A 19,445-nucleotide genomic window follows, 5' to 3' on the forward strand; every position below is an offset into this window, starting at 1 on the left:
GACTTAGGGGGAGATATTATTGGATAGTGATAGATTAGATTTAGTTTTAGATTGTAATGAAGAAGAAGCAACTTATATACATGAAAAGTTGATAGAACATAATATTAAGTTTATAACACATTTTCAGGAATTTAAATTTTGCTTAAAAGACCATAAAGGGAAAATTATTGGTGGAATTATAGCATCAAAGGATAATGAGTGTATGACTATAGATTTTTTATGGGTTGATGAAGATAAAAGAGGAAAGGGCTTGGGAAGAGTATTAGTAAATCATCTAGAAGATGTTGCAGAAAGAAGTGGATGTGTGGTTATTTGGCTTAACACTTTTGAGTTTCAAGGTCCAGAATTTTATAAGAGAATGAACTATGAATTATTTGGAACTTTAGAAAAGTGCATTAATGGATACAGTCAATACTTTTTTAGGAAAGCACTTAAGCCTTCTAGTAGGCGGTAGATGAAAACCAATATTTTGATAAGTTGGAAATGTAAATAAAAGCTATAGGAATTCAGCAATAATACTTTTGTATTGCTGGAATTCCTATAGCTTTTTATTTAAAACTTTAGATATTTAAGTTTTATAGTGAGAATTTAGAGCAAAAACCTTGAAAAGCCTCCAAAAATTTGTGGATATGCTCTTCAGTATGAGCTAAAGATAAAAATAAAGCCTCGAACTGGGATGGTGGCAGATTAAACCCACTTGAAAGCATATGTTTAAAGTATTTTTTAAACATGTCTACATTGCATTTTTGTGCGTCATCATAATTGCTAACCTCTGATAAATCTGTGAAGAAAATAGTTAGCATAGCACCAACTCTATTAACCTTCACAGGAAGTTTATTACTCTCAGCAATTTTAATTATTCCATCCTCTAAAAGTTTTCCTAAATCGTTTAATTTATCATAGTTTTTAGAGTCCAGATGAAGTTTCTTAAGTGTTGCTATTCCAGCAGCCATTACTAGTGGGTTACCAGACATTGTTCCAGCTTGATAAACTGGCCCCATTGGAGAGAGCATCTCCATTATTTCTTTTCTTCCACCATAAGCACCGCAAGGAAGCCCACCACCAATAATTTTACCATAGGTTACAAGGTCAGGCTTGAATTTAAACAGGGTTTGTGCGCCTTTATAAGCAACTCTAAAGCCACACATTACTTCATCAAAAATTATTAAGGAATTATGCTTTACACAAAGACTGTGAAGTTTATCCATGAATTCATCCTTTGCTTTTATTACTCCCATATTTCCAGCTACTGGTTCGATGATTACACAAGCAATATCGTCACCATGAACTTTAAATATTTCTTCTATACTTTGGCAATCGTTGTACTGTGCAATGATTGTGTTTTTTACATGATCTTGAGGAATTCCAGCACTTCCTGGTATGCCTTCTGTCATAACACCAGATCCAGCACTTACAAGAAAACCTTCGTAGTGTCCATGATAACAGCCAGCAAATTTCACAATTTTGTTTTTACCTGTATATCCTCTTGCTAACTTTACAGCACTCATCGTAGCTTCAGTCCCAGAATTCACCATTCGAATAAGATCAATGTCTGTAGTTGTACAAATTAATTTAGCAAGTTCCAATTCAAGTTTAGTAGGAGCGCCAAAGGCTAGCGCTTTGGAAGCAGTTGAGGTAATAGCTTCTACTACATCCTTGTCACAATGTCCCAAAATCATTGGGCCCCATGCTCCAACAAAATCTATGTACTGATTTCCATCCTCATCAAATATTAAAGCACCTGAGCCACTTGAAATAACTGGAGGTGTAATCCCCATATCTTTATAAGCTCTCACTGGACTATTTACTCCGCCAGGAATGTATTTTTTGCTTTCTTCAAAAATTGAGTAGTTGTTCATTATAATCCTCCTTGCAATAGTTAGTTTTCTTTATGATTATTCACAGCTTCCAAAAATTTTTTCTATAATGGATAATGCGATTTCTTCATTTCCTTTATAAGTTTCTTCCTTAAGTACCTCAATAGCTTTATTAATATAAGAGTTACTAGTGCTTTGCAAAAGAGTTTTTACCAAAGCATTGTTATCCTTAGTATGTTTTTTGTTTTCATAAACTTTATACCGCTTTTCTGACACTTGATTTCCAATTACCTTCAAACTAATTATTTTGCTATTTATTTTCTTGAACTTTTGGTATTCATAAAATTTATTTAGATATTTATAAATAACAGTTCTATGGTTTTCCATAACTTCTTTTCGCAAAGCTTTATTTTCCTCATCCATTAAATGCAGAACATCAATATTATATAAAGTTATAGCCTCTATGTTTTTTACACTTGCTTCAACATTTATAGGCAAGGATAAGTCAAAGATTAACAAATCTTTCTTTGGAAGATCTTTCTCCAAAACCACAGGAGTAGGTGATGCCGTGCAACAAATAATAGTATCTACTTCATCGTAATAATTTCTCATTAAATCTAGGGAAACTATTTTTATTTTTCCACTTTCTAAGTGTTCTATATTACTCTTAACAAAGTCAGTTTCTAGGGTTTTGGTTAAATTTCTTACAGCGATATAAATATTATCAACAGATTTCAAATTGGAAAGTAGATAGTTTAGGCATAAACTAGCCATATTTCCAAAACCTACAATTAAAAAATTCTTTTTATTTTCAGATAGAGCTTTTTTAACAGCTATTGATGAGTAGGATACTGGCATTTTATAGAGCATAGTAGTGGTTTTAAACTCTTTACCACAAGCAATAGCTAGTTGAAAAAGTTTCATTAGATCACCCTTAACTAATTGCAGTGAGCAACTATCTTCATAGGCTGATCTTATTTGACCTAAAATCTGGTCTTCTCCAAGAATTTTTGAGTGAAAACCACAACTAACTTCAAAAAGGTGTGATGCAGCAGTTTTCTCATTACAATAAAAAATAAAAGATTTATATTCTGTTGGCCAATTTAGCGTAGTGAAAACTTTATTTAACAGGTTATCTTCACTGAGTGAAGAATTTAAATATACTTCTGTTCTATTGCACGTACTTATAATTACAACCTCTTCAGAAAACTCTCCTAAAAGTAATAATTTATCTCTCAAGCTGAAAGTATCTATAGAGAGAGCACTTCTTATGGTTAAATCCACGTCTTTTCCAATTCCAATTAAATGAATCATATAAATTAACTCCTAAAAATATTATTTAAAATACAAGCTGCAGTACAAGGTATGTACAGGTTCTCTAATTGTAAGCAATTTGTTTTTAATGAGAATGCAAACTAAAAAAATTATTTGTTTTATTAATTGCATTCTATACAGATGAAATTAATATCTTAAATAAGGCTTCTACATACGTGCCTAGGTAACACCTGTTTTGGTGAATAATCTATTTACAACGCCATACTTTTAAGCTATTAATTTAATCACTGTGTTTATAATATAGTTTGCAAAATAGTTAATAAAATTTGCAAAAAATAAAAACTCACTTCTTAAAGTGAGTAAAAAGGCACAAATATATTCAACAGAAAAATAATAAAGTGTTTCCTGCCAGTTTTCTTCCCACCGAAGAGTTAGCAAATTTATGGCAGGTCTCCTGGCTTGCGAATCATCCTTATCTTACCTTCCCAAAATAAATTCAGTGGTCTAAGATTTGTCCTCGTTACAGTAGCGGGGGCTGCAGTGGAATTACCACTTTCCCTATTAAACAAATGTGTACCATAAACAACTATATTCAATTCAATCTATTTTAACACTAATTCTGTTAAATTGGCAAGTAAATTTAATAAAACTAACAGAAAGTCAAGGGGAAAACTATTGTTTAAAAAGCCTTAAGGAATCAATTTAATTCAGATAAAGTACTTTTACTTATAATTTTAAAAATCACTTGTGCTACAAATAAAAAAATAATCTTTTATATTTTAGTATTACTTTTTCAAATACAAGTCGTAACACTTATATAAGTTTTTAATATTTATGGAAAAAATAATTTAAATTTGAAACAATGGAAAAAGAGTATGTTTTATAAAAATTCTAATATATTTACACAGATAAAAAAACAGAAATAAAATATTATCTGTTATTTTTATTTCCAATAGATAAATAAAACCTAGTATTTACATAATAGAGTTGGCTATAGGAGGAATGGCAATGTATTCTGTAGGAATTGATATAGGATCAACTAGCTGTAAGGTGGCAGTTTTTAAAAATGAAAAACTAATAGAAAAAATGCTTTGTCCTACAGGATGGAGTAGCTTAGAAACAGCCAAAGGAATTTTAGAAAGTTTGAAAAAACTTGGGGTTAATGAGACCAATAGCAAAATTGTAGCCACAGGCTATGGAAGGGTTTCCGTTCCTTATGCTAATAAATCTGTTACGGAAATTACCTGTCATGGAAAGGGTGCTGCCTATATCTTCAAAGCTGGGGGCACAATCATAGATGTTGGAGGACAAGATACAAAAGTAATATCAATAGAGGAAGGTATGGTTAAGGACTTTATCATGAATGATAAGTGCTCTGCTGGTACTGGAAAATTTATTGAGGTTATGGCTAATAGAATGGGTGTAACTATAGAGGAACTATCAGATTTAGCTAAAAATGGGGGAGATGTCACTATAAGCTCCATGTGCACTGTATTTGCAGAGTCAGAAGTTATAAGTTTAATAGGACAAGGAGTGCCAAGAGAAAACATTGCCTATGCTGTATTAAACTCAGTATGTAGTAAAGTCGTTTCCCTATGCCAAAGGCACAGCAAAGATAAGAAATACTTTTTAACTGGTGGATTATGTGAAAATCAAGTTATCTTAGGATTTTTAAGTGAAAAACTTAATGCTGAGGTTATATCCTCTCCACTAGGAAGATATGCTGGTGCTATAGGAGCAGCTTTAATTGCAAGTAATATAAAATAGAAATTTCAGTTTTGTATTCAATAAATATGCTAATTTATTTTTAAGGTAATAGTGGTGTGCTAATCTTTCTTAAAAATTTAAGTAGTACGCTAGATTAACAATATATTTCTAAACATAGTTTAAATTATATTAGATGGGGTGGATTAATAATGAATATGCCAAAAAACTTTGAAACCTTTGCAGAAGCAAGAAGAAATGGTTTTATTAAAGTGAAAAATGCTAAGGATGAAGGAAAGAAAATAGTAGGAACCTTTTGTACTTTCACACCATGGGAAGTAATTTATGCAGCTGGAGCAATTCCAATATCTGTTTGCGGAATGAGTGATGAAACTACAGAAGAGGCAGAACAACATCTTCCTAAAAATTTATGTCCTTTAATTAAATCTTCTTATGGCTTTGCAATCACAGATAAATGTCCATATATTTATTTTTCAGACATGCTAGTAGGGGAAACTACTTGTGATGGAAAGAAAAAAATGTACGAACTTTTAGGACAAAAAAAGAATATGCATGTTATGCAGCTTCCTCAAAATTCACAGGACAAAACTTCTTTAGAATTATGGAAAGCTGAAATTATAAAGCTTAAAGAAAGATTAGAAAAAGATTTTGATGTGGAAATAACAGAGGAGAAAATTAAGGAAGCAATAAGAATTAGAAATAATGAGAGAGAATTATTAAAAGAGTTTTATTCTTTATCTAAGTTAAATCCACCTGCACTTTGGGGTTATGATTTACACAAGGTTATAGATGGTTCAAACTTTAGTATGGATAAGAAGCTTCAAGCTGAGCAATTCACAGAAATGATTAAAGATCTTAAAGAAAAATATGCAAGAGGAGAAAGTCCAGTAAATAAAGATGCTAAGAGAATATTAATTACTGGATGTCCAAGTGGTGGGGTTTTAGATAAAGTAATTAAAACCATTGAAGAATGTGGTGGAGTAGTTGTTTGTTTAGAAAACTGCACTGGAATAAAAGAAAAACATAAACTTGTTAGAGAGGATATTGATCCAATAGATGCTCTTGCAGAAAAATATTTGAGTGTTCCATGCTCAGTTATGTCACCAAATACTGGAAGATTAGACTTCTTAGACCAATTAATTGACGAATACAGTGTGGATGGAGTAGTTGATATAACCCTACAAGCTTGTCATACTTATGCAGTAGAAAGCTTTAGTGTAAAAGAATTTGTAAACAAAGAAAAGGGAAAACCTTATTTAAATATAGAAACAAACTATTCACCATCTGATGTAGGACAAATTAAAACAAGAATTGAAGCATTTATAGAAATGATGTAGTTTAGCAAGTTTTATAATTGTGAGATTTGTATTGAATATTAATCAATACATTATTAGATACATCAATATAGATACTTACACTTAAAGATTTATAATATGAATCATATAATAACTTGAAATACAAATAAGACTCGCTGAGAAAGCGGGTCTTATTTTTTATACTGTTTTAGAACCTCATTAAAATATTCATCTTTACTACCATATCTATCCTTAAACGCTAAATCCCAGTTGACACCTTTTCCATTTCTTAAATCATCTAAAATAGGTTTTATATCTTTGGTAATTAAAACTTGGGGCGTAACAACTTTATTACCAATAAAATCACCATTGATATCAACTCTTTTGCCACTATTAGTTTGTATTGTTAAGTTGGAGTTTGGAAGGGTAAAAGATATCATAGAGTCGTAGTTTAAGTCCCTTGAGTAAAGTTTAACATTGGAAATAACAGTAGCTAGACTATTTTCAGTAACTTCACTAAGTAATTCGATAATTTTATCCGAGTATACTGAGCCATCATGAAGTGCAAAAACTTTCCCATTATACTTATTTTCACCATTGATTTTCAAGATTTGCTCTTTAAAAATATAGTACTTAGATAAAGGATAAGCTTTTTCTAAACTGTCAATAGGAGAAGTAACTTCTTGGATATAAGGATTTAATTTACTTCTTAAGGCTTCAATATATTTATCATTTACTTTACCTTTTTTAAAAATCTTATAGTTATAATGCTCTATATCCTTTGGTAATATATAATCTAAAATTTCAATTGAAAAATCTAAATCAGTGCCACCACGAAAATCTAAAACTAAAGTGTCGCTAGAATTAATGAGAGAAAATAATTCTTCTTTATTTTTTTTGTTGTTTCTATAGTTTTTATTAATATCTACATATGCAGATAGGTTTAATGCAAGAAGTTTACCATCTTCAAAACTGTTAACAAGTTTTATCTTTTCTAACTCTTTTTCATCTACTATTTCACTATAGCTATTAGAATTTCTTAAAGAGCTAAATCCATCTTCTGAAAAAGGCTTGTTCTCATCAAACGGAAGCATATCAACTACCTTTTCTTCATTAGAAGCATTTAGTAATGTAACTTTAATATTTGATTCCTTATTTTTAATAGAGTTTAGATTGTAGTGAGAAACATATTTTTCGTAAGTAGGGTCATAGGCTTTAAGAAACTTGTGAGAAGGCATCTTTTCTACATACTTATCTATGGGTATTCCCTCAGCTTTAATTAATTTATCCCCCACATGTACTTCTGGATTTTGGGTAGCACTTACATAATATTCACCATTAATATAAAGAAAATTTATATTAGTAGGGAAGACGACCTTTTTCCAGTAGTTCTCATTAATAGGTTTCCACTTTTCTGAAGTTGCTAAGGACGTGGTTTTCTTATAATTTATATCCTCATTCATATAAGTAAAGCTATCACCAAAGCTATCTAAGTTATAAGATAGTTGAGTATTTCCATAAGAAAACTTTAATAGTAGGTTTGATATGCTTTCATAAAAGGCTTCATCCGAAGGGGTTTTACTTATAGAATTTATAATTTTAGTTTTATTAGAAAGAATATCTTGTCCAGTTTCTTTTTTTACTTCCTCAAAATATGGATAGGTATTTTCTAAGAAGTCTATCAAATATTTAGCATCTCTCTTCTTATCCTCATAAGAAAGTCCTTCTTTAGGAGAAAACTTAAAATCTCCAAAGGATAAAACTCCTAGGAGTAGCATTACGCCAAACATGCTGCATAATATGATTAACTTAAATTTATTATTGTTCATATATATTATCCCCCTCATAATATGATATAATTACATTATATTACATAAATAACTATTTATAAATAAGATATATATAAACTGCCAAATACAAGTGGTTAAAATTCTCATTATTAATAATTGAAAAGGTGTCTTTGGAACTATCTTTACAGCTTATAATCCAAAGATAATTATAATAATTGTTCTATGGTAATTTTACTTTTTAGAAAATACATACAAAGCAATTACAAAATTGGAAAGTAATTTCTAAAAAATAAAATAATTAACTAGGAGAGGGCTGATATGCCCCCTTTATGGTGGACAGTTAAAATAATAAAACTGTTATTATTAAGAGAGTATATTTTTATTAAGATAAAAGGATTAAGTTTTATGTACTGCTAGTATTTATAGGGGTTATGTTATTTTTGGAAGTCTCTTGTATAACGGATTTTAATTTTTCAGATAATAAAGTAAGGAATTGTATGTTTCACTATTAAGAGGAGATATAGATACCTTCTATTATGAAAACTATAGAAAGTATACTCATAAGGATGAATACTACAGTAAGCTTTTAGAGATTATTAAAGAGGAATAAATATTAAGCTATAAGGCATCTAATTAGGTAGATGCCTTATATTTGTTCTTACTTAAATTCTGTGCGAGTTGATGGTTCATCTTTGCCATAAGGGCTGTGAGCATTGGCTTTGTTAAGCATAGAACGGCTATAACCATCACTTGTTGGGTCTGGTTTAGCTAATTTCTTTTTTCGTTCATTACAACTGGATTTTGTCATTTTTAATTGCCCCCTTTTATAGATATTATAATTACTTGAAATTATATTGTTGAATTAGCTGATAAAGTGTTGCATTTTGGCTATATAAGCTTTTATGATATTTTTAAATAGTTAATAAAAAGTTTATTTTAGAACCTAGATTTAAAAGTTTTGCTATAATTAATTTCAATGTAATCATAAGAATAGTTTTTACTGTAGAATGTAAAAGCATACTGGTAAGTAATAGGGTAGAATTGATATAATATGTTAAATAGGTTTTAGGAGGGAATTTTGTGGAGAGTAATATAGATATTAAAGAAAAAAATAAAATTAAAATAAAGAAGCCTAAACTATATAAGGTAGTAATGCATAACGATGATTTTACTACTATGGAATTTGTGGTGGACGTATTAGTTAATATTTTTAATAGAAAAATTGAAGAAGCAAATAAAATAATGATAGATGTCCACAAAAAAGGAAATGGAATAGCTGGAATTTATCCTTATGACATTGCGGTGTCTAAGGCATCTACAGCTATGACTATTGCAAAGGAACAGGGATTTCCTTTTAAGCTTTCTGTGGAAGAGGAGTAAGATATGAAATTAAAAAAGCTAGTAAATGACATAATATTAGATGCTTATGATATGGCAAAGGCCAGTGGAGATGAATTCTTAACACCGGAGCATGCTTTATACAAGGCTCTAGACTATGAAGAGTTTGCACAGATACTGGAGAACTGTGGCTGTAGTATAGAGAAGCTTAAGGAAAATCTTAAATGGTATATTGATGAATATATATCAAAAAATGAGGGGGTAGAACCGCAACAAAGTTTTGCTATGCAGCAGGTAATAATAAGATCTGCAAATCAAGCTATGGCCAGTGGTCATGAATATATAAGCATAGAACATATCATGGCTGCAATTTATGATTTGGAAGAAAGTTACGCAGCTTATTATTTAAAAGAGCAAGGGCTTGAAAAAAGCACTTTATTATTTAATCTATGTCACGGAAATAGTGAAGAACTAGTAGATTTAAGTGAAGAAGAAATTAGTGATGACAACTCATGGGAAGAAGAGAGTTATCTAGAGAAAGATGATTTTGAAGAAAGCTATGAGCAGGTAAATGGAAGAAAGTTAAAAAATACATCTTTTATAGAAAAATATACTTTAAACTTAACAGACCTTGCAAGAGAAAAAGAAGAGGAGCCTCTTATTGGAAGAAAGGATATCTTAGATAGGACAATTCAGATTCTTTGTAGAAAAACAAAAAATAATCCTATTCATGTTGGGGAACCTGGAGTTGGAAAAACTGCTATAATTTTAGGGCTTGCAAAGCTTATTAATGAAGGTGAAGTACCAAGTAAGCTGAAAGGTGCAGAAATTTTTTCTTTAGATATAGGTTCAATGTTGGCTGGCACAAAATATAGAGGAGATTTTGAAGAAAGAATAAAGAAGGTTTTACACCAGATTAAAAATCATGAAAACCCAATAGTATATATTGATGAAATACATAATATAGTAGGTGCTGGCTCTCTTGGCAATGGCTCTTTAGATGCTTCAAATCTATTAAAACCTTATTTACTAGAAGGAAGGATTAAATTTATTGGGGCTACAACCTTTGATGAATATAAAAAGTATTTTGAAAAAGACAAGGCCTTAATAAGAAGATTCCAAACAATACAAGTAAATGAACCTACAGTGGAGGAAACAATTGAAATTTTAAAGGGGCTTAAGGAACATTATGAGGTCTATCACGGGGTAAAATTCACAGAGGAGGGGATTATAGCCGCAGTAAATTTAAGTCATAAGTATATTAATGATAGATTTCTACCAGATAAAGCTCTGGACATTATAGATGAAGCTGGAGCTTTAACAGCTATGAAAAGGAAAGAGGAAACTCCAATTATAGATGAAAATATAATAGAAAAAACCATAGCTAAAGTGTGTAATATTCCGCAAGAGACAGTAGAAGGAAATGAAATAGAAGCTCTTAAGAATATGGAAAATGAACTAAAGAAAAGTATATTTGGTCAAGATAGGGCAATTGAGCAGGCAGTAAGATGCATAAAAATGTCTAGGGCAGGGTTAAAAGATGATAACAAGCCCGTTGCTTCTATGTTATTTGTAGGTCCTACTGGAGTAGGGAAAACAGAAATTGCAAGAACTTTAGCTAAAAACTTAGGAATTGATTTAGTGAGATTTGATATGAGTGAGTACATGGAAAAACATGCAGCATCTAAGCTAATAGGTTCTCCACCAGGGTATGTAGGTTATGAAGAAGGGGGACTTCTTACTGATACCATAAGAAAAAAACCTAACTGTGTGCTTCTTCTTGATGAGGTTGAAAAGGCTCACGGTGATATACTCAATATACTTTTACAGGTTATGGATTATGCAACTCTTACGGATAATCAAGGTAGGAAGGCAGACTTTAGAAATGTTATCATAATAATGACTTCTAATGCAGGAGCGAAAAACATTGGTAAGAGTATTATAGGCTTTGGAGATAGAGAAATTAAGGGAGAAGCTATAATGGAAGAAGTTAATAAGGTGTTTTCTCCTGAATTTAGAAATAGATTAGATAAAGTAGTAGTATTTAATCATATAGATAAAACCATGGCAATTAATATAACAATAAAAGAATTAGAGAATTTCAAACAGTTGTTATTGAAGAAGAATGTAAATGTAGAATTTCACCAGGAAGTAGTTCAAAATATAGCACAAAAAGGGAGTTCAAAAGAGTTCGGTGCTAGGGAAATTATAAGAGTAATAAATTCTGAGTTAAAGTCTATTTTAGTTGATGAAATATTATTTGGAAGTCTAAGCAAGGGTGGTAACTGCAAAATAAACATGAATGATGGTAAATTCCAATTGGGTAACTTATAGGTTCGTAAGATGAAAATACCTTTTATTTATATCTGAAACTTTAGATATTTGAATTGGTGGGTAAAGAAGTTAAATTTTGAGATTCACTTAAAACAACTTATAAATTCTGTAAAAAATAAAAAAAGTACTTGATTTTCTTTCAAATAAGTGATAGAGTATATAAATGGAATCCCTGCTGTGTAATGCACAGCCGTTAGTCCAAGGGGAGGAGGTGAAACTAATGAGAGCATATGAAACTATTTTCATATTACACCCATCATTAGACGAGGAGGCTGTTAAAGCTAACATCGAAAAATTTAAAGGTGTAATAGAGAATAATGGCGGAGAAATCGAAAGCGTTGACCTATGGGGCAGAAGAAAATTAGCCTATGAAATAGCTAAAGTTAACGAAGGTTTCTACACATTAATCAACTTCAAAGCTAATGCTGAATTACCTAAAGAGTTAGACAGAGTATTCAGAATTACTGACAGTGTTATAAGACATATCATAATCAATCCAGAAAACTAGTAGGTAGGTGGAGACATGAATAAAGTTGTTTTAATTGGAAGATTAACCAAGGATCCTGAGTTGAAATTTACACCAGGTACAGGAACAGCTGTAACCACTTTTACACTTGCTGTTAATAGAAGATTTAAGAAAGAGGGGCAGCCTGAAGCTGACTTCATTCCTGTAGTTGTATGGGGAAAGCAAGCTGAAAGCACTGCAAATTACATGAGCAAAGGTAAACAGCTTAGTGTAAGTGGCAGAATTGAAACTCGTTCTTATGATGCTAAAGATGGTACGAAAAGATATGTTACTGAAGTAGTTGCTGATGAAGTACACTTCCTTGAGTGGGGTGGAAATAAAACATCAGGAAATGATACGAATTCTAACGGTTATGGATCACCATCGATACCAGATGATTATTTTGGAGGAAACTCTGACATAACTCCTATGGATGATGGAGAGGACATACCATTCTAAAAATAGGTAAGGAGGAGAAAACTATGGCTTTTGATAGAAATAGAGGCGGTAACAGAAGAAGACCAAAAAGAAAAGTTTGTTCATTCTGTATCGATAAAGCTACTGCAATAGACTACAAAGATATTTTTAAATTAAAAAAATATGTTACAGAAAAGGGTAAAATATTACCAAGAAGAATTTCTGGAACTTGTGCTAAGCATCAAAGAATGCTTACTGTAGCTATTAAGAGAGCTAGAAACATAGCATTACTACCATTCACAACAGAATAGGTAATATACAAAGCAGAGTAATTTTACTCTGCTTTTATTTTTGCGTATAAAGTTTTAACATATATTGTTATATTTAAATTGAGATATCTTATATATCATAAAGAAATTTCCTTGTAAAACAAATAAAGACGGGATTTCTTGTAAAATTAATTTCAGAACTTAGAAGGAAGTTGAAGTTAATATGTTTTATCAATTTGTGTTATAATTTATAATAAATCTTAATTTAGGAGTTGAGTTTATGTACATAGCATTAGGAGATGCAGTTGTTGATAGCAAAGAAATAAAGGAGATTATTGAAACAAATACAGATTTTAAAGTTGTTAAGGATATGAGTAAAGGAACTAAAAGAGAAGATGTTTTGGCTTTTAATCTAAGTGTTGATGTATCTGTTTTAAAGGAAATAATAGAAGAAGACTATAATTTAGAAGAAATAGAAGAAGATGAATTATTTGAAGAATATTTAAGCCTCGCAGAAGAGATGGTAATTGACATAGAAGAGTTTATACCTGAAGAAGCTATGCTCCAATCTAAAGCTTACAAGTGGGATGCTGATGATACAATAAAATTAGTTGTAGCTGTGGCAGATGAAGAGTTTGGGGAGTTAAAGCTAAAGGATATAATGAAAAGATTATTGACTCAAGTAGAATAGCAAAGACAAATTGTAAATATTATTTGCAAATTAACCTAGTTAACTAGGCTAGTCATATGTAAGGGTCTTAATAATTTTGTTAGAGCCATATGAACAGAAGCAAGAAGAAGAAGTGGATTACAGAAGTTGAAAGCATATTCAACTTCTGTAAGAAATTTGATTACTTTAATATAAGTTCCACAGGACAGTGGTCAGAGCCTAAAACATCTGAGTGTATGGCAGCGCTAACTAAGTTACTCTTAAGTTTTTCTGAAACACAAAAGTAATCTATACGCCAGCCTGCGTTGTTAGCCCTAGCATTAAATCTGTAGGACCACCAACTATAGGCTCCTTCTTTATCAGGGTTGAAATACCTAAAGGTGTCTATGAAGCCATTAGCTAAAAATTCGGTGAATTTCTCTCTCTCTTCATCACTAAAGCCAGCATTTTTTCTGTTGCTTTTAGGGTTTTTCAGGTCAATTTCCTCATGAGCTACATTTAAGTCTCCACACATAACCACTGGTTTAACTTCATCTAATTTTTTTAGGTATTCCCTAAAATCATTTTCCCATTTCATTCTATAATCCAATCTCGCTAATTTTTCTTGAGAGTTTGGAGTGTAAACAGTCACCATATAGAAATCATTAAATTCTAAAGTTATAACTCTACCCTCTTTATCATGTTCTTCTATGTTGATTCCATAGTTAACACTTAATGGCTGAATTTTTGTAAATATAGCCGTGCCTGAATACCCTTTTTTTTCTGCATAATTCCAATATTGCTGATATCCTTCAAGGTCAAGATTGATTTGTCCTTCTTGCAATTTGCTCTCTTGAATACAAAATATATCTGCATCTACATCTTTAAAAAAATCTAAAAAGCCCTTTTGAACACAAGCTCTTAAACCATTTACATTCCATGATATTAATTTCATCGTAAGTTCTCCTTTGCTTATGATAAATCTATAGTAATTCCTTAAAAACTATTATACTTGAAAATAGAAAAGTTTTCTATTAATAATGTTGTGAGATTTACAAAGCAAATAGTAGTAATTGCAATATAATACAATGAATATATTTTAGAGAAGATTTATTAATTATGGGAGTAGAATAAAAGTTAGAGGGGGATAATTTTTTGGAAAACATAATTTTCATATTAAAATCAGTGGTTTTAGGAATTGTTGAAGGTATAACAGAGTTTTTACCTGTATCGTCAACAGGACATTTAGTAATAGTTCAAAACTTAATAGGTTTTAAAGGGATAACTAATAAGTACCTCGAGATGTATACCTATGTTATACAACTAGGGGCCATTTTAGCGGTGATCGTACTATATTGGAGAAAAATAAGAGAAACACTTATAAATTTTTTTCCTAAAAAGGTTGGTTATGAAAAATCGGGTTTTAGATTTTGGTTTATGATATTTATAGCTTGTGTACCTGGTGGTATATTTGGGGTAATATTAAATGATTTAGCTGATAAATATTTATTTTCTCCTGTACCGGTAGCTGTTGCGTTATTTCTAGGAGCTATATGGATGATATATGCTGAAAACAAGTTTAGAAATAAAAACATAGGAAAGGTAAGAAGTGTTTTTGAAAGAGAAGGGATAATTACAACAAAGCAAGCTATTGTGGTTGGGTTGTTTCAATGTTTGGCTATCATACCTGGTATGTCTCGTTCAGCATCAACTATTATTGGTGGGTGGATTTCAGGGCTTTCTACAGTAGCAGCAGCGGAATTCTCTTTCTTTTTAGCGATACCAGTAATGATTGGAATGAGTATCTTAAAAATTATTAAAATTGGTGGTTTGTTTTCTCTTACTTCTTTAGAGTTACTTTCCCTAGGAGTTGGATTTATAGTATCTTTTTTAATAGCACTAATTGTTATTGATATGTTTATTTCGTACCTACAAAGAAACCCAATGAAAAAATTTGCAGTATATAGAATGATATTTGCTGTGATAGTTTTAATAACAGGGTTTTTAGGGGTGTTTTAAGGGTATATACTTATAAAATAAAGAAGCATACAAGAGGTTGTTATGCTTCTTTTGTGGATAATTGAACTATAACTTTTTATAAAGGATATGACTTCCTGTATCTTTGCGTATTTCTACATTGTCATAAATTCCTTGTTCAACTTCAGCTTTAAAAACTTTTCCATCTTCAGTGTGATCATCAACAGGGAAGTTTTCCTTAACTACATCCTTATATTCAAATGGACATCCAGATGGAACTTTGCTTAGTTTTTCTTTATCAATGTGGCTTCTATGACTCACTTTTATCATCCTTTCTATATATATTTCTTAAATTATTATTTCCAAGGTGGAAAAAGTTATTTATAACATAAGCAAACATATTATTTTATGATGATAATTATGGTATTCTATTTCTAAAGTTTAAATTTTTAATGAAAGATGGGGATTATATGATATTTTATTTTTCAGGAACAGGAAACTCGTTGTATGTAGCCAAGAGAATTGCAAAAACAAATAATGAAGAGTTAGTTTCCATTGCATCCTTATTAACAAGTGAAAAGGACAAATACGAATATCAATTAAAGGAAAATGAGGTAATTGGATTTGTATACCCTATATACGCATGGGCACCACCTAAGCAAGTTTTAAAGTTTGTGGAAAAACTTAAGTTAAGCAATTATAAGAATAATTATATATTTTCTATAGCTACTTGTGGAGAAAATATTGGTAATGCTATGAAAGTATTAAGTGGAGCTTTAAGTAAAAAACAACTACTTTTAAATAGCGGATTTTCTATGAAAATGCCAAATAACTACATTATAATGGGGAATGTTGATAGTAAAGAAGTTGAAAGAAAAAAGCTATTAGAAGCAGAAAATACAATTAATACAATAAACAAAATAATAGAGAATAGAGATAAAGGTGTTTTCCAAGTGGAAAAAGGATTTATGCCTAGCTTATTAACGAATATAATAAATCCGTTATTTAATAAGGGAGCAACTCACACAGAAAAGTTTTGGGCCTCTGACAAATGTACTAGCTGCGGAATTTGTGAGAAAGTGTGTAATTGTACTAACATTAAAGTTCAGGGTAAACCTAGTTGGGGGAATAAGTGTACTCAGTGTTTGGCGTGCATACACCTTTGTCCAACGGGAGCAATTCAATATGGAAAGGGAACGGAGAAAAAAGGTAGATACAAAAATCCTGAAGTATCCATAAGTGAGATGATTATTAAATAGATTTACTTGTAAGGGTGAGCAATATTTAACTAATTAATATTGTTTACAATATTAAAATACAAAAACTTTCTTGTAAAAAATAATAATTTAAAAACATTACTATAAAATTAACAAGAAATCATGAATATATTACAAACAATATGCATGCATACTGAGATTAATTGTTATAAATTATAATTATATGAAGAAAATTAAGTTAAAAAAATACTAAAATACTATTATATTCCTAAAAATTCAAGTTTAATACTAAAAAAATTCCAATAATAATGGAAAATTTTAAATTAACATATTGTCAATAAATAAACAATATGTTAAAATTTAAGCAGAATGAAAATTATGTTAATTCATTTATTTTAGGGGTGGAGGGTAAAAAATGAAAAAATTAGCATTAAGTGCATTAATACTTACTATGTCTCTTTCTGTATTCACTGGTTGTTCATCAGGAGCAAGTGGATCAAAAATTGCAAAAATGGGAATGGGACACATAACATCAGTTGAAAAATCTAAAGATCTTGGTGTTGACAAGGATGGAAAAGAAGTTCTTCCAACTGGACAAGTTGATACAATTATTGTAGCAGCTGCTTTTGATAAGGATGGAAAGGTTGTAAAGGTAACTATTGATAATGCTCAAACTAAAGTAGATTACAATAAGGATCTTTCTCTTAAATCTGATGTTAAAGCTGAAGGAAAAACTAAAGTTGAGCTTGGCGATGCTTATGGCATGGTAAAAGCTTCTTCAATTAAAAAAGAATGGTACCAACAGATTGCTGAATTAGAAAAGTGGATGGTTGGTAAAACTGTAGAAGAAATAAAGGCTATGAAAGTAGTTAAGAAAGACGATTCTCATCCATCAGTACCAGATGTAGCTGAACTTAAGTCTTCTGTTACAGTATCTGTAGAGGGATATATAGCTGGTGTTGAGGAAGCGTATAAAAATTCTATAGAAGTTAAAGGCGCTGAAAAGATTGGTCTTGGACACAAAGTGTCTACTTCTAGCTCAAAAGCATTGGGCAAAGATAAAGATGGAAAAGAAGTTCTTCCAACTGCACAAGTTGACACTGTAATGGCAACTACTGCATTTGATAAGGATGGAAAAGTTGTAGCAACTATAATAGATAATGCTCAAACTAAAGTTAACTATGATAAAGATGGAAAAGTAACTTCAGATAAGAAGGCTGCTCCAAAAACTAAGGTTGAACTTGGTGATGGTTATGGAATGGCAAAAGCTTCTTCAATCAAAAAAGAGTGGTATCAACAAATAGCTGAATTACAAAAATGGATGGCTGGAAAGAAAGTTGATGAAATAAAAGGCATGAAAGTAGTAAAGAAAGACGATGCTCACCCAGCAGTACCAGATGTAGCTGAGCTTAAATCTTCTGTAACAGTATCTGTTCAAGATTATATTGGGGTTGTAGAAGAAGGATCTCAAAAAGCTAAGTAGTATGAACTTTGTTTTAAATAGAGACTAATAATTAAAATAAAATATTTATTAAAAACTCCCTCACATAAGTGGGGGAGTTTTTAATAATTAATCTATAAAGGTAACTTATATAGTGGATTTGAGATTAAGTGAAAAATTATCATCTAAAAAGTAATTATAAAATAAAACTAAAAACAGTAGATTAGTGACATAACTTTGTTTATAATTGACTAAGCGTGTATTTTACCGTTATTAATAAGGAGGCACAGAATATACATGAAGAAAATTGCTAAAGGATTGATGATGATACTTTTATTCATGTTTGTTTTTACTGGATGTAAGAAGGAAACAGTAAGTGAGTACACAAAATATACTGAGAGTTTTTTTGATACTTTTAATACTATGACCACTGTTGTGGCTTATACTAAAACAGAAGAAGAATTCAAAACATATATGTGGAAAATACATAGTGAATTTGAAAGACTTCACAAATTATATGATATATACAATGATTATGAAGGAATAAATAATATAAAAACAATAAATGATAATGCTGGTGTGAAGGCTGTACAAGTAGATAAAGATATTATAGATTTAATTATGTTTTCAAAGGAATGGTATAATCGTACAGGTAAAGAAACTAATATTGCTATGGGTTCAGTTCTGAGTATATGGCATGATTATAGAGAAGAGGGGCGTAATAACCCGGATGAGGCTAAGATTCCACCTATGGAAGACCTTAAAGAAGCAACAAAGTATACTGATTTGGATAAGGTTATTGTGGATTTAGAAAAAAGCACAGTATATTTACAAGATAAAAGAATGAGCTTAGATGTGGGAGCAGTAGCTAAGGGGTATGCAACTGAAGTTGTAGCAAAGAAAGCTCTAAGTGAGGGATTAACTTCTGGAATCATTAGTGCTGGAGGAAATGTGAGAGTTCTTGGGAAACCATTAGATGGAGTTAGAGAACGTTGGGGAATAGGAGTTCAAGATCCAGATAAATCTATAGCATCTGAAGGAGAAGATACTCTTGATACAATATTCCTTAACAACGCTTCAGTGGTAACTAGTGGAGATTATCAAAGATATTATATTGTTAATGGTGAAGTGATGCATCATCTTATTGATCCTAAAACATTGATGCCAGGGAAATACTATAGAGCTGTTACGGTTGTAACAGAAGATTCAGGGTTAGCAGACTTTTTATCTACTACAACCTTTTTACTTCCTTATGAAGAAAGTCGTAAGCTTGTGGATAGTCTTGAGGGTGTTGAAGCTATGTGGGTAATGCCTGATGGAACTATACAAGTAACAGACGGTATGAAAAAGATAATGAAAAGTAATGGTGCTACTGGGGCGAAAGCGGAATAAGATA

19 protein-coding genes and 1 riboswitch are annotated in these 19,445 nt (G+C 30.9%); of the genes, 13 read left to right on the forward strand and 6 right to left on the reverse strand.

Annotated elements, in window-relative coordinates:
* The first annotated feature begins 19 nt into the window (after positions 1-19).
* Complete coding sequence (locus C661_RS0119095; RefSeq protein ID WP_017416944.1) at positions 20-454, forward strand: GNAT family N-acetyltransferase; 435 nt, start codon at positions 20-22, stop codon at positions 452-454.
* A gap of 121 nt (positions 455-575) precedes the next feature.
* On the opposite strand, the gene hemL is transcribed toward C661_RS0119095, so the two are convergent.
* Together hemL and hemA are read right to left on the reverse strand one after the other, a co-directional pair.
* Positions 576-1,859: a glutamate-1-semialdehyde 2,1-aminomutase gene (hemL, locus tag C661_RS0119100; RefSeq protein ID WP_017416945.1), complete on the reverse strand. Its 1,284-nt coding sequence runs from the start codon at positions 1,857-1,859 to the stop codon at positions 576-578.
* A gap of 36 nt (positions 1,860-1,895) precedes the next feature.
* A complete protein-coding gene (gene hemA, locus C661_RS0119105) occupies positions 1,896-3,131 on the reverse strand; it encodes a glutamyl-tRNA reductase (protein ID WP_017416946.1) in 1,236 nt (411 codons plus the stop codon).
* A 388-nt stretch (positions 3,132-3,519) separates the two neighbouring features.
* Positions 3,520-3,688, reverse strand: a riboswitch (cobalamin riboswitch).
* Between the two features lie 412 nt (positions 3,689-4,100).
* On the opposite strand from hemA, the gene C661_RS0119115 reads away from it, so the two are divergent.
* Both C661_RS0119115 and C661_RS0119120 read left to right on the forward strand, forming a co-directional pair.
* On the forward strand, positions 4,101-4,859 hold the full coding sequence (locus C661_RS0119115) for an acyl-CoA dehydratase activase (protein ID WP_017416948.1): 759 nt from the start codon (positions 4,101-4,103) through the stop codon (positions 4,857-4,859).
* A gap of 149 nt (positions 4,860-5,008) precedes the next feature.
* The gene (locus C661_RS0119120) at positions 5,009-6,154 is read left to right on the forward strand and encodes a double-cubane-cluster-containing anaerobic reductase (RefSeq protein WP_017416949.1); all 1,146 of its coding nucleotides are present in this window, start codon (positions 5,009-5,011) and stop codon (positions 6,152-6,154) included.
* A 149-nt stretch (positions 6,155-6,303) separates the two neighbouring features.
* On the opposite strand, the gene C661_RS0119125 is transcribed toward C661_RS0119120, so the two are convergent.
* Positions 6,304-7,941 carry a hypothetical protein gene (locus tag C661_RS0119125; protein WP_017416950.1) on the reverse strand — a complete coding sequence of 546 codons (1,638 nt, stop codon included), beginning with the start codon at positions 7,939-7,941 and terminating at the stop codon, positions 6,304-6,306.
* Between the two features lie 619 nt (positions 7,942-8,560).
* Entirely contained in the window at positions 8,561-8,710 is a 150-nt protein-coding gene (locus tag C661_RS24075) for a hypothetical protein (protein WP_017416951.1), read from the reverse strand.
* A gap of 272 nt (positions 8,711-8,982) precedes the next feature.
* Here C661_RS24075 and C661_RS0119135 point away from each other — a divergent pair, with 272 nt between their 5' ends.
* From C661_RS0119135 to C661_RS0119160, 6 genes are all read left to right on the forward strand, one after another.
* Complete coding sequence (locus C661_RS0119135) at positions 8,983-9,282, forward strand: ATP-dependent Clp protease adaptor ClpS (protein ID WP_017416952.1); 300 nt, start codon at positions 8,983-8,985, stop codon at positions 9,280-9,282.
* A gap of 3 nt (positions 9,283-9,285) precedes the next feature.
* Entirely contained in the window at positions 9,286-11,574 is a 2,289-nt protein-coding gene (clpA, locus tag C661_RS0119140; RefSeq protein WP_017416953.1) for an ATP-dependent Clp protease ATP-binding subunit ClpA, read from the forward strand.
* 220 nt (positions 11,575-11,794) lie between these two features.
* The gene (rpsF, locus tag C661_RS0119145; RefSeq protein ID WP_017416954.1) at positions 11,795-12,082 is read left to right on the forward strand and encodes a 30S ribosomal protein S6; all 288 of its coding nucleotides are present in this window, start codon (positions 11,795-11,797) and stop codon (positions 12,080-12,082) included.
* A gap of 15 nt (positions 12,083-12,097) precedes the next feature.
* A complete protein-coding gene (locus tag C661_RS0119150; RefSeq protein WP_017416955.1) occupies positions 12,098-12,538 on the forward strand; it encodes a single-stranded DNA-binding protein in 441 nt (146 codons plus the stop codon).
* 23 nt (positions 12,539-12,561) lie between these two features.
* Complete coding sequence (rpsR, locus tag C661_RS0119155) at positions 12,562-12,807, forward strand: 30S ribosomal protein S18 (RefSeq protein WP_017416956.1); 246 nt, start codon at positions 12,562-12,564, stop codon at positions 12,805-12,807.
* A 238-nt stretch (positions 12,808-13,045) separates the two neighbouring features.
* Positions 13,046-13,456, forward strand: coding sequence for a hypothetical protein (locus tag C661_RS0119160; protein WP_017416957.1), 411 nt, complete (start codon positions 13,046-13,048; stop codon positions 13,454-13,456).
* Positions 13,457-13,616: 160 nt separating this feature from the next.
* On the opposite strand, the gene C661_RS0119165 is transcribed toward C661_RS0119160, so the two are convergent.
* Positions 13,617-14,369, reverse strand: coding sequence for an exodeoxyribonuclease III (locus C661_RS0119165; protein ID WP_017416958.1), 753 nt, complete (start codon positions 14,367-14,369; stop codon positions 13,617-13,619).
* Between the two features lie 200 nt (positions 14,370-14,569).
* On the opposite strand from C661_RS0119165, the gene C661_RS0119170 reads away from it, so the two are divergent.
* Positions 14,570-15,433: an undecaprenyl-diphosphate phosphatase gene (locus tag C661_RS0119170; RefSeq protein ID WP_017416959.1), complete on the forward strand. Its 864-nt coding sequence runs from the start codon at positions 14,570-14,572 to the stop codon at positions 15,431-15,433.
* Positions 15,434-15,499: 66 nt separating this feature from the next.
* Here C661_RS0119170 and C661_RS0119175 read toward each other — a convergent pair whose 3' ends face one another.
* Complete coding sequence (locus C661_RS0119175; RefSeq protein WP_017416960.1) at positions 15,500-15,712, reverse strand: hypothetical protein; 213 nt, start codon at positions 15,710-15,712, stop codon at positions 15,500-15,502.
* Positions 15,713-15,861: 149 nt separating this feature from the next.
* Between C661_RS0119175 and C661_RS0119180 the strand changes: the two genes are divergently transcribed.
* The 3 genes from C661_RS0119180 (at position 15,862) to C661_RS0119190 (ending at position 19,441) form a co-directional block, all read left to right on the forward strand.
* Positions 15,862-16,650: an EFR1 family ferrodoxin gene (locus C661_RS0119180; RefSeq protein WP_017416961.1), complete on the forward strand. Its 789-nt coding sequence runs from the start codon at positions 15,862-15,864 to the stop codon at positions 16,648-16,650.
* A gap of 373 nt (positions 16,651-17,023) precedes the next feature.
* Positions 17,024-18,091, forward strand: coding sequence for a hypothetical protein (locus tag C661_RS0119185; RefSeq protein WP_017416962.1), 1,068 nt, complete (start codon positions 17,024-17,026; stop codon positions 18,089-18,091).
* Positions 18,092-18,346: 255 nt separating this feature from the next.
* Positions 18,347-19,441, forward strand: coding sequence for an FAD:protein FMN transferase (locus tag C661_RS0119190; protein WP_017416963.1), 1,095 nt, complete (start codon positions 18,347-18,349; stop codon positions 19,439-19,441).
* Positions 19,442-19,445 lie beyond the last annotated feature (4 nt).

Source organism: Clostridium tunisiense TJ (genome assembly GCF_000300195.1).
In the GTDB taxonomy this organism is placed as follows: domain Bacteria; phylum Bacillota; class Clostridia; order Clostridiales; family Clostridiaceae; genus Clostridium_J; species Clostridium_J tunisiense.

Excerpts from the sequence above, each read along its gene's own strand:
- C661_RS0119165 (WP_017416958.1), bottom strand. The coding sequence starts at position 14,369 with ATGAAATTAATATCATGGAATGTAAATGGTTTAAGAGCTTGTGTTCAA.
- C661_RS0119120 (WP_017416949.1), top strand. The coding sequence starts at position 5,009 with ATGAATATGCCAAAAAACTTTGAAACCTTTGCAGAAGCAAGAAGAAAT.
- clpA (WP_017416953.1), top strand. The coding sequence starts at position 9,286 with ATGAAATTAAAAAAGCTAGTAAATGACATAATATTAGATGCTTATGAT.
- C661_RS0119115 (WP_017416948.1), top strand. The coding sequence starts at position 4,101 with ATGTATTCTGTAGGAATTGATATAGGATCAACTAGCTGTAAGGTGGCA.
- rpsR (WP_017416956.1), top strand. The coding sequence starts at position 12,562 with ATGGCTTTTGATAGAAATAGAGGCGGTAACAGAAGAAGACCAAAAAGA.
- hemA (WP_017416946.1), bottom strand. The coding sequence starts at position 3,131 with ATGATTCATTTAATTGGAATTGGAAAAGACGTGGATTTAACCATAAGA.
- rpsF (WP_017416954.1), top strand. The coding sequence starts at position 11,795 with ATGAGAGCATATGAAACTATTTTCATATTACACCCATCATTAGACGAG.
- C661_RS0119190 (WP_017416963.1), top strand. The coding sequence starts at position 18,347 with ATGAAGAAAATTGCTAAAGGATTGATGATGATACTTTTATTCATGTTT.
- C661_RS0119150 (WP_017416955.1), top strand. The coding sequence starts at position 12,098 with ATGAATAAAGTTGTTTTAATTGGAAGATTAACCAAGGATCCTGAGTTG.
- C661_RS24075 (WP_017416951.1), bottom strand. The coding sequence starts at position 8,710 with ATGACAAAATCCAGTTGTAATGAACGAAAAAAGAAATTAGCTAAACCA.
- C661_RS0119185 (WP_017416962.1), top strand. The coding sequence starts at position 17,024 with ATGAAAAAATTAGCATTAAGTGCATTAATACTTACTATGTCTCTTTCT.
- C661_RS0119125 (WP_017416950.1), bottom strand. The coding sequence starts at position 7,941 with ATGAACAATAATAAATTTAAGTTAATCATATTATGCAGCATGTTTGGC.
- hemL (WP_017416945.1), bottom strand. The coding sequence starts at position 1,859 with ATGAACAACTACTCAATTTTTGAAGAAAGCAAAAAATACATTCCTGGC.
- C661_RS0119180 (WP_017416961.1), top strand. The coding sequence starts at position 15,862 with ATGATATTTTATTTTTCAGGAACAGGAAACTCGTTGTATGTAGCCAAG.
- C661_RS0119160 (WP_017416957.1), top strand. The coding sequence starts at position 13,046 with ATGTACATAGCATTAGGAGATGCAGTTGTTGATAGCAAAGAAATAAAG.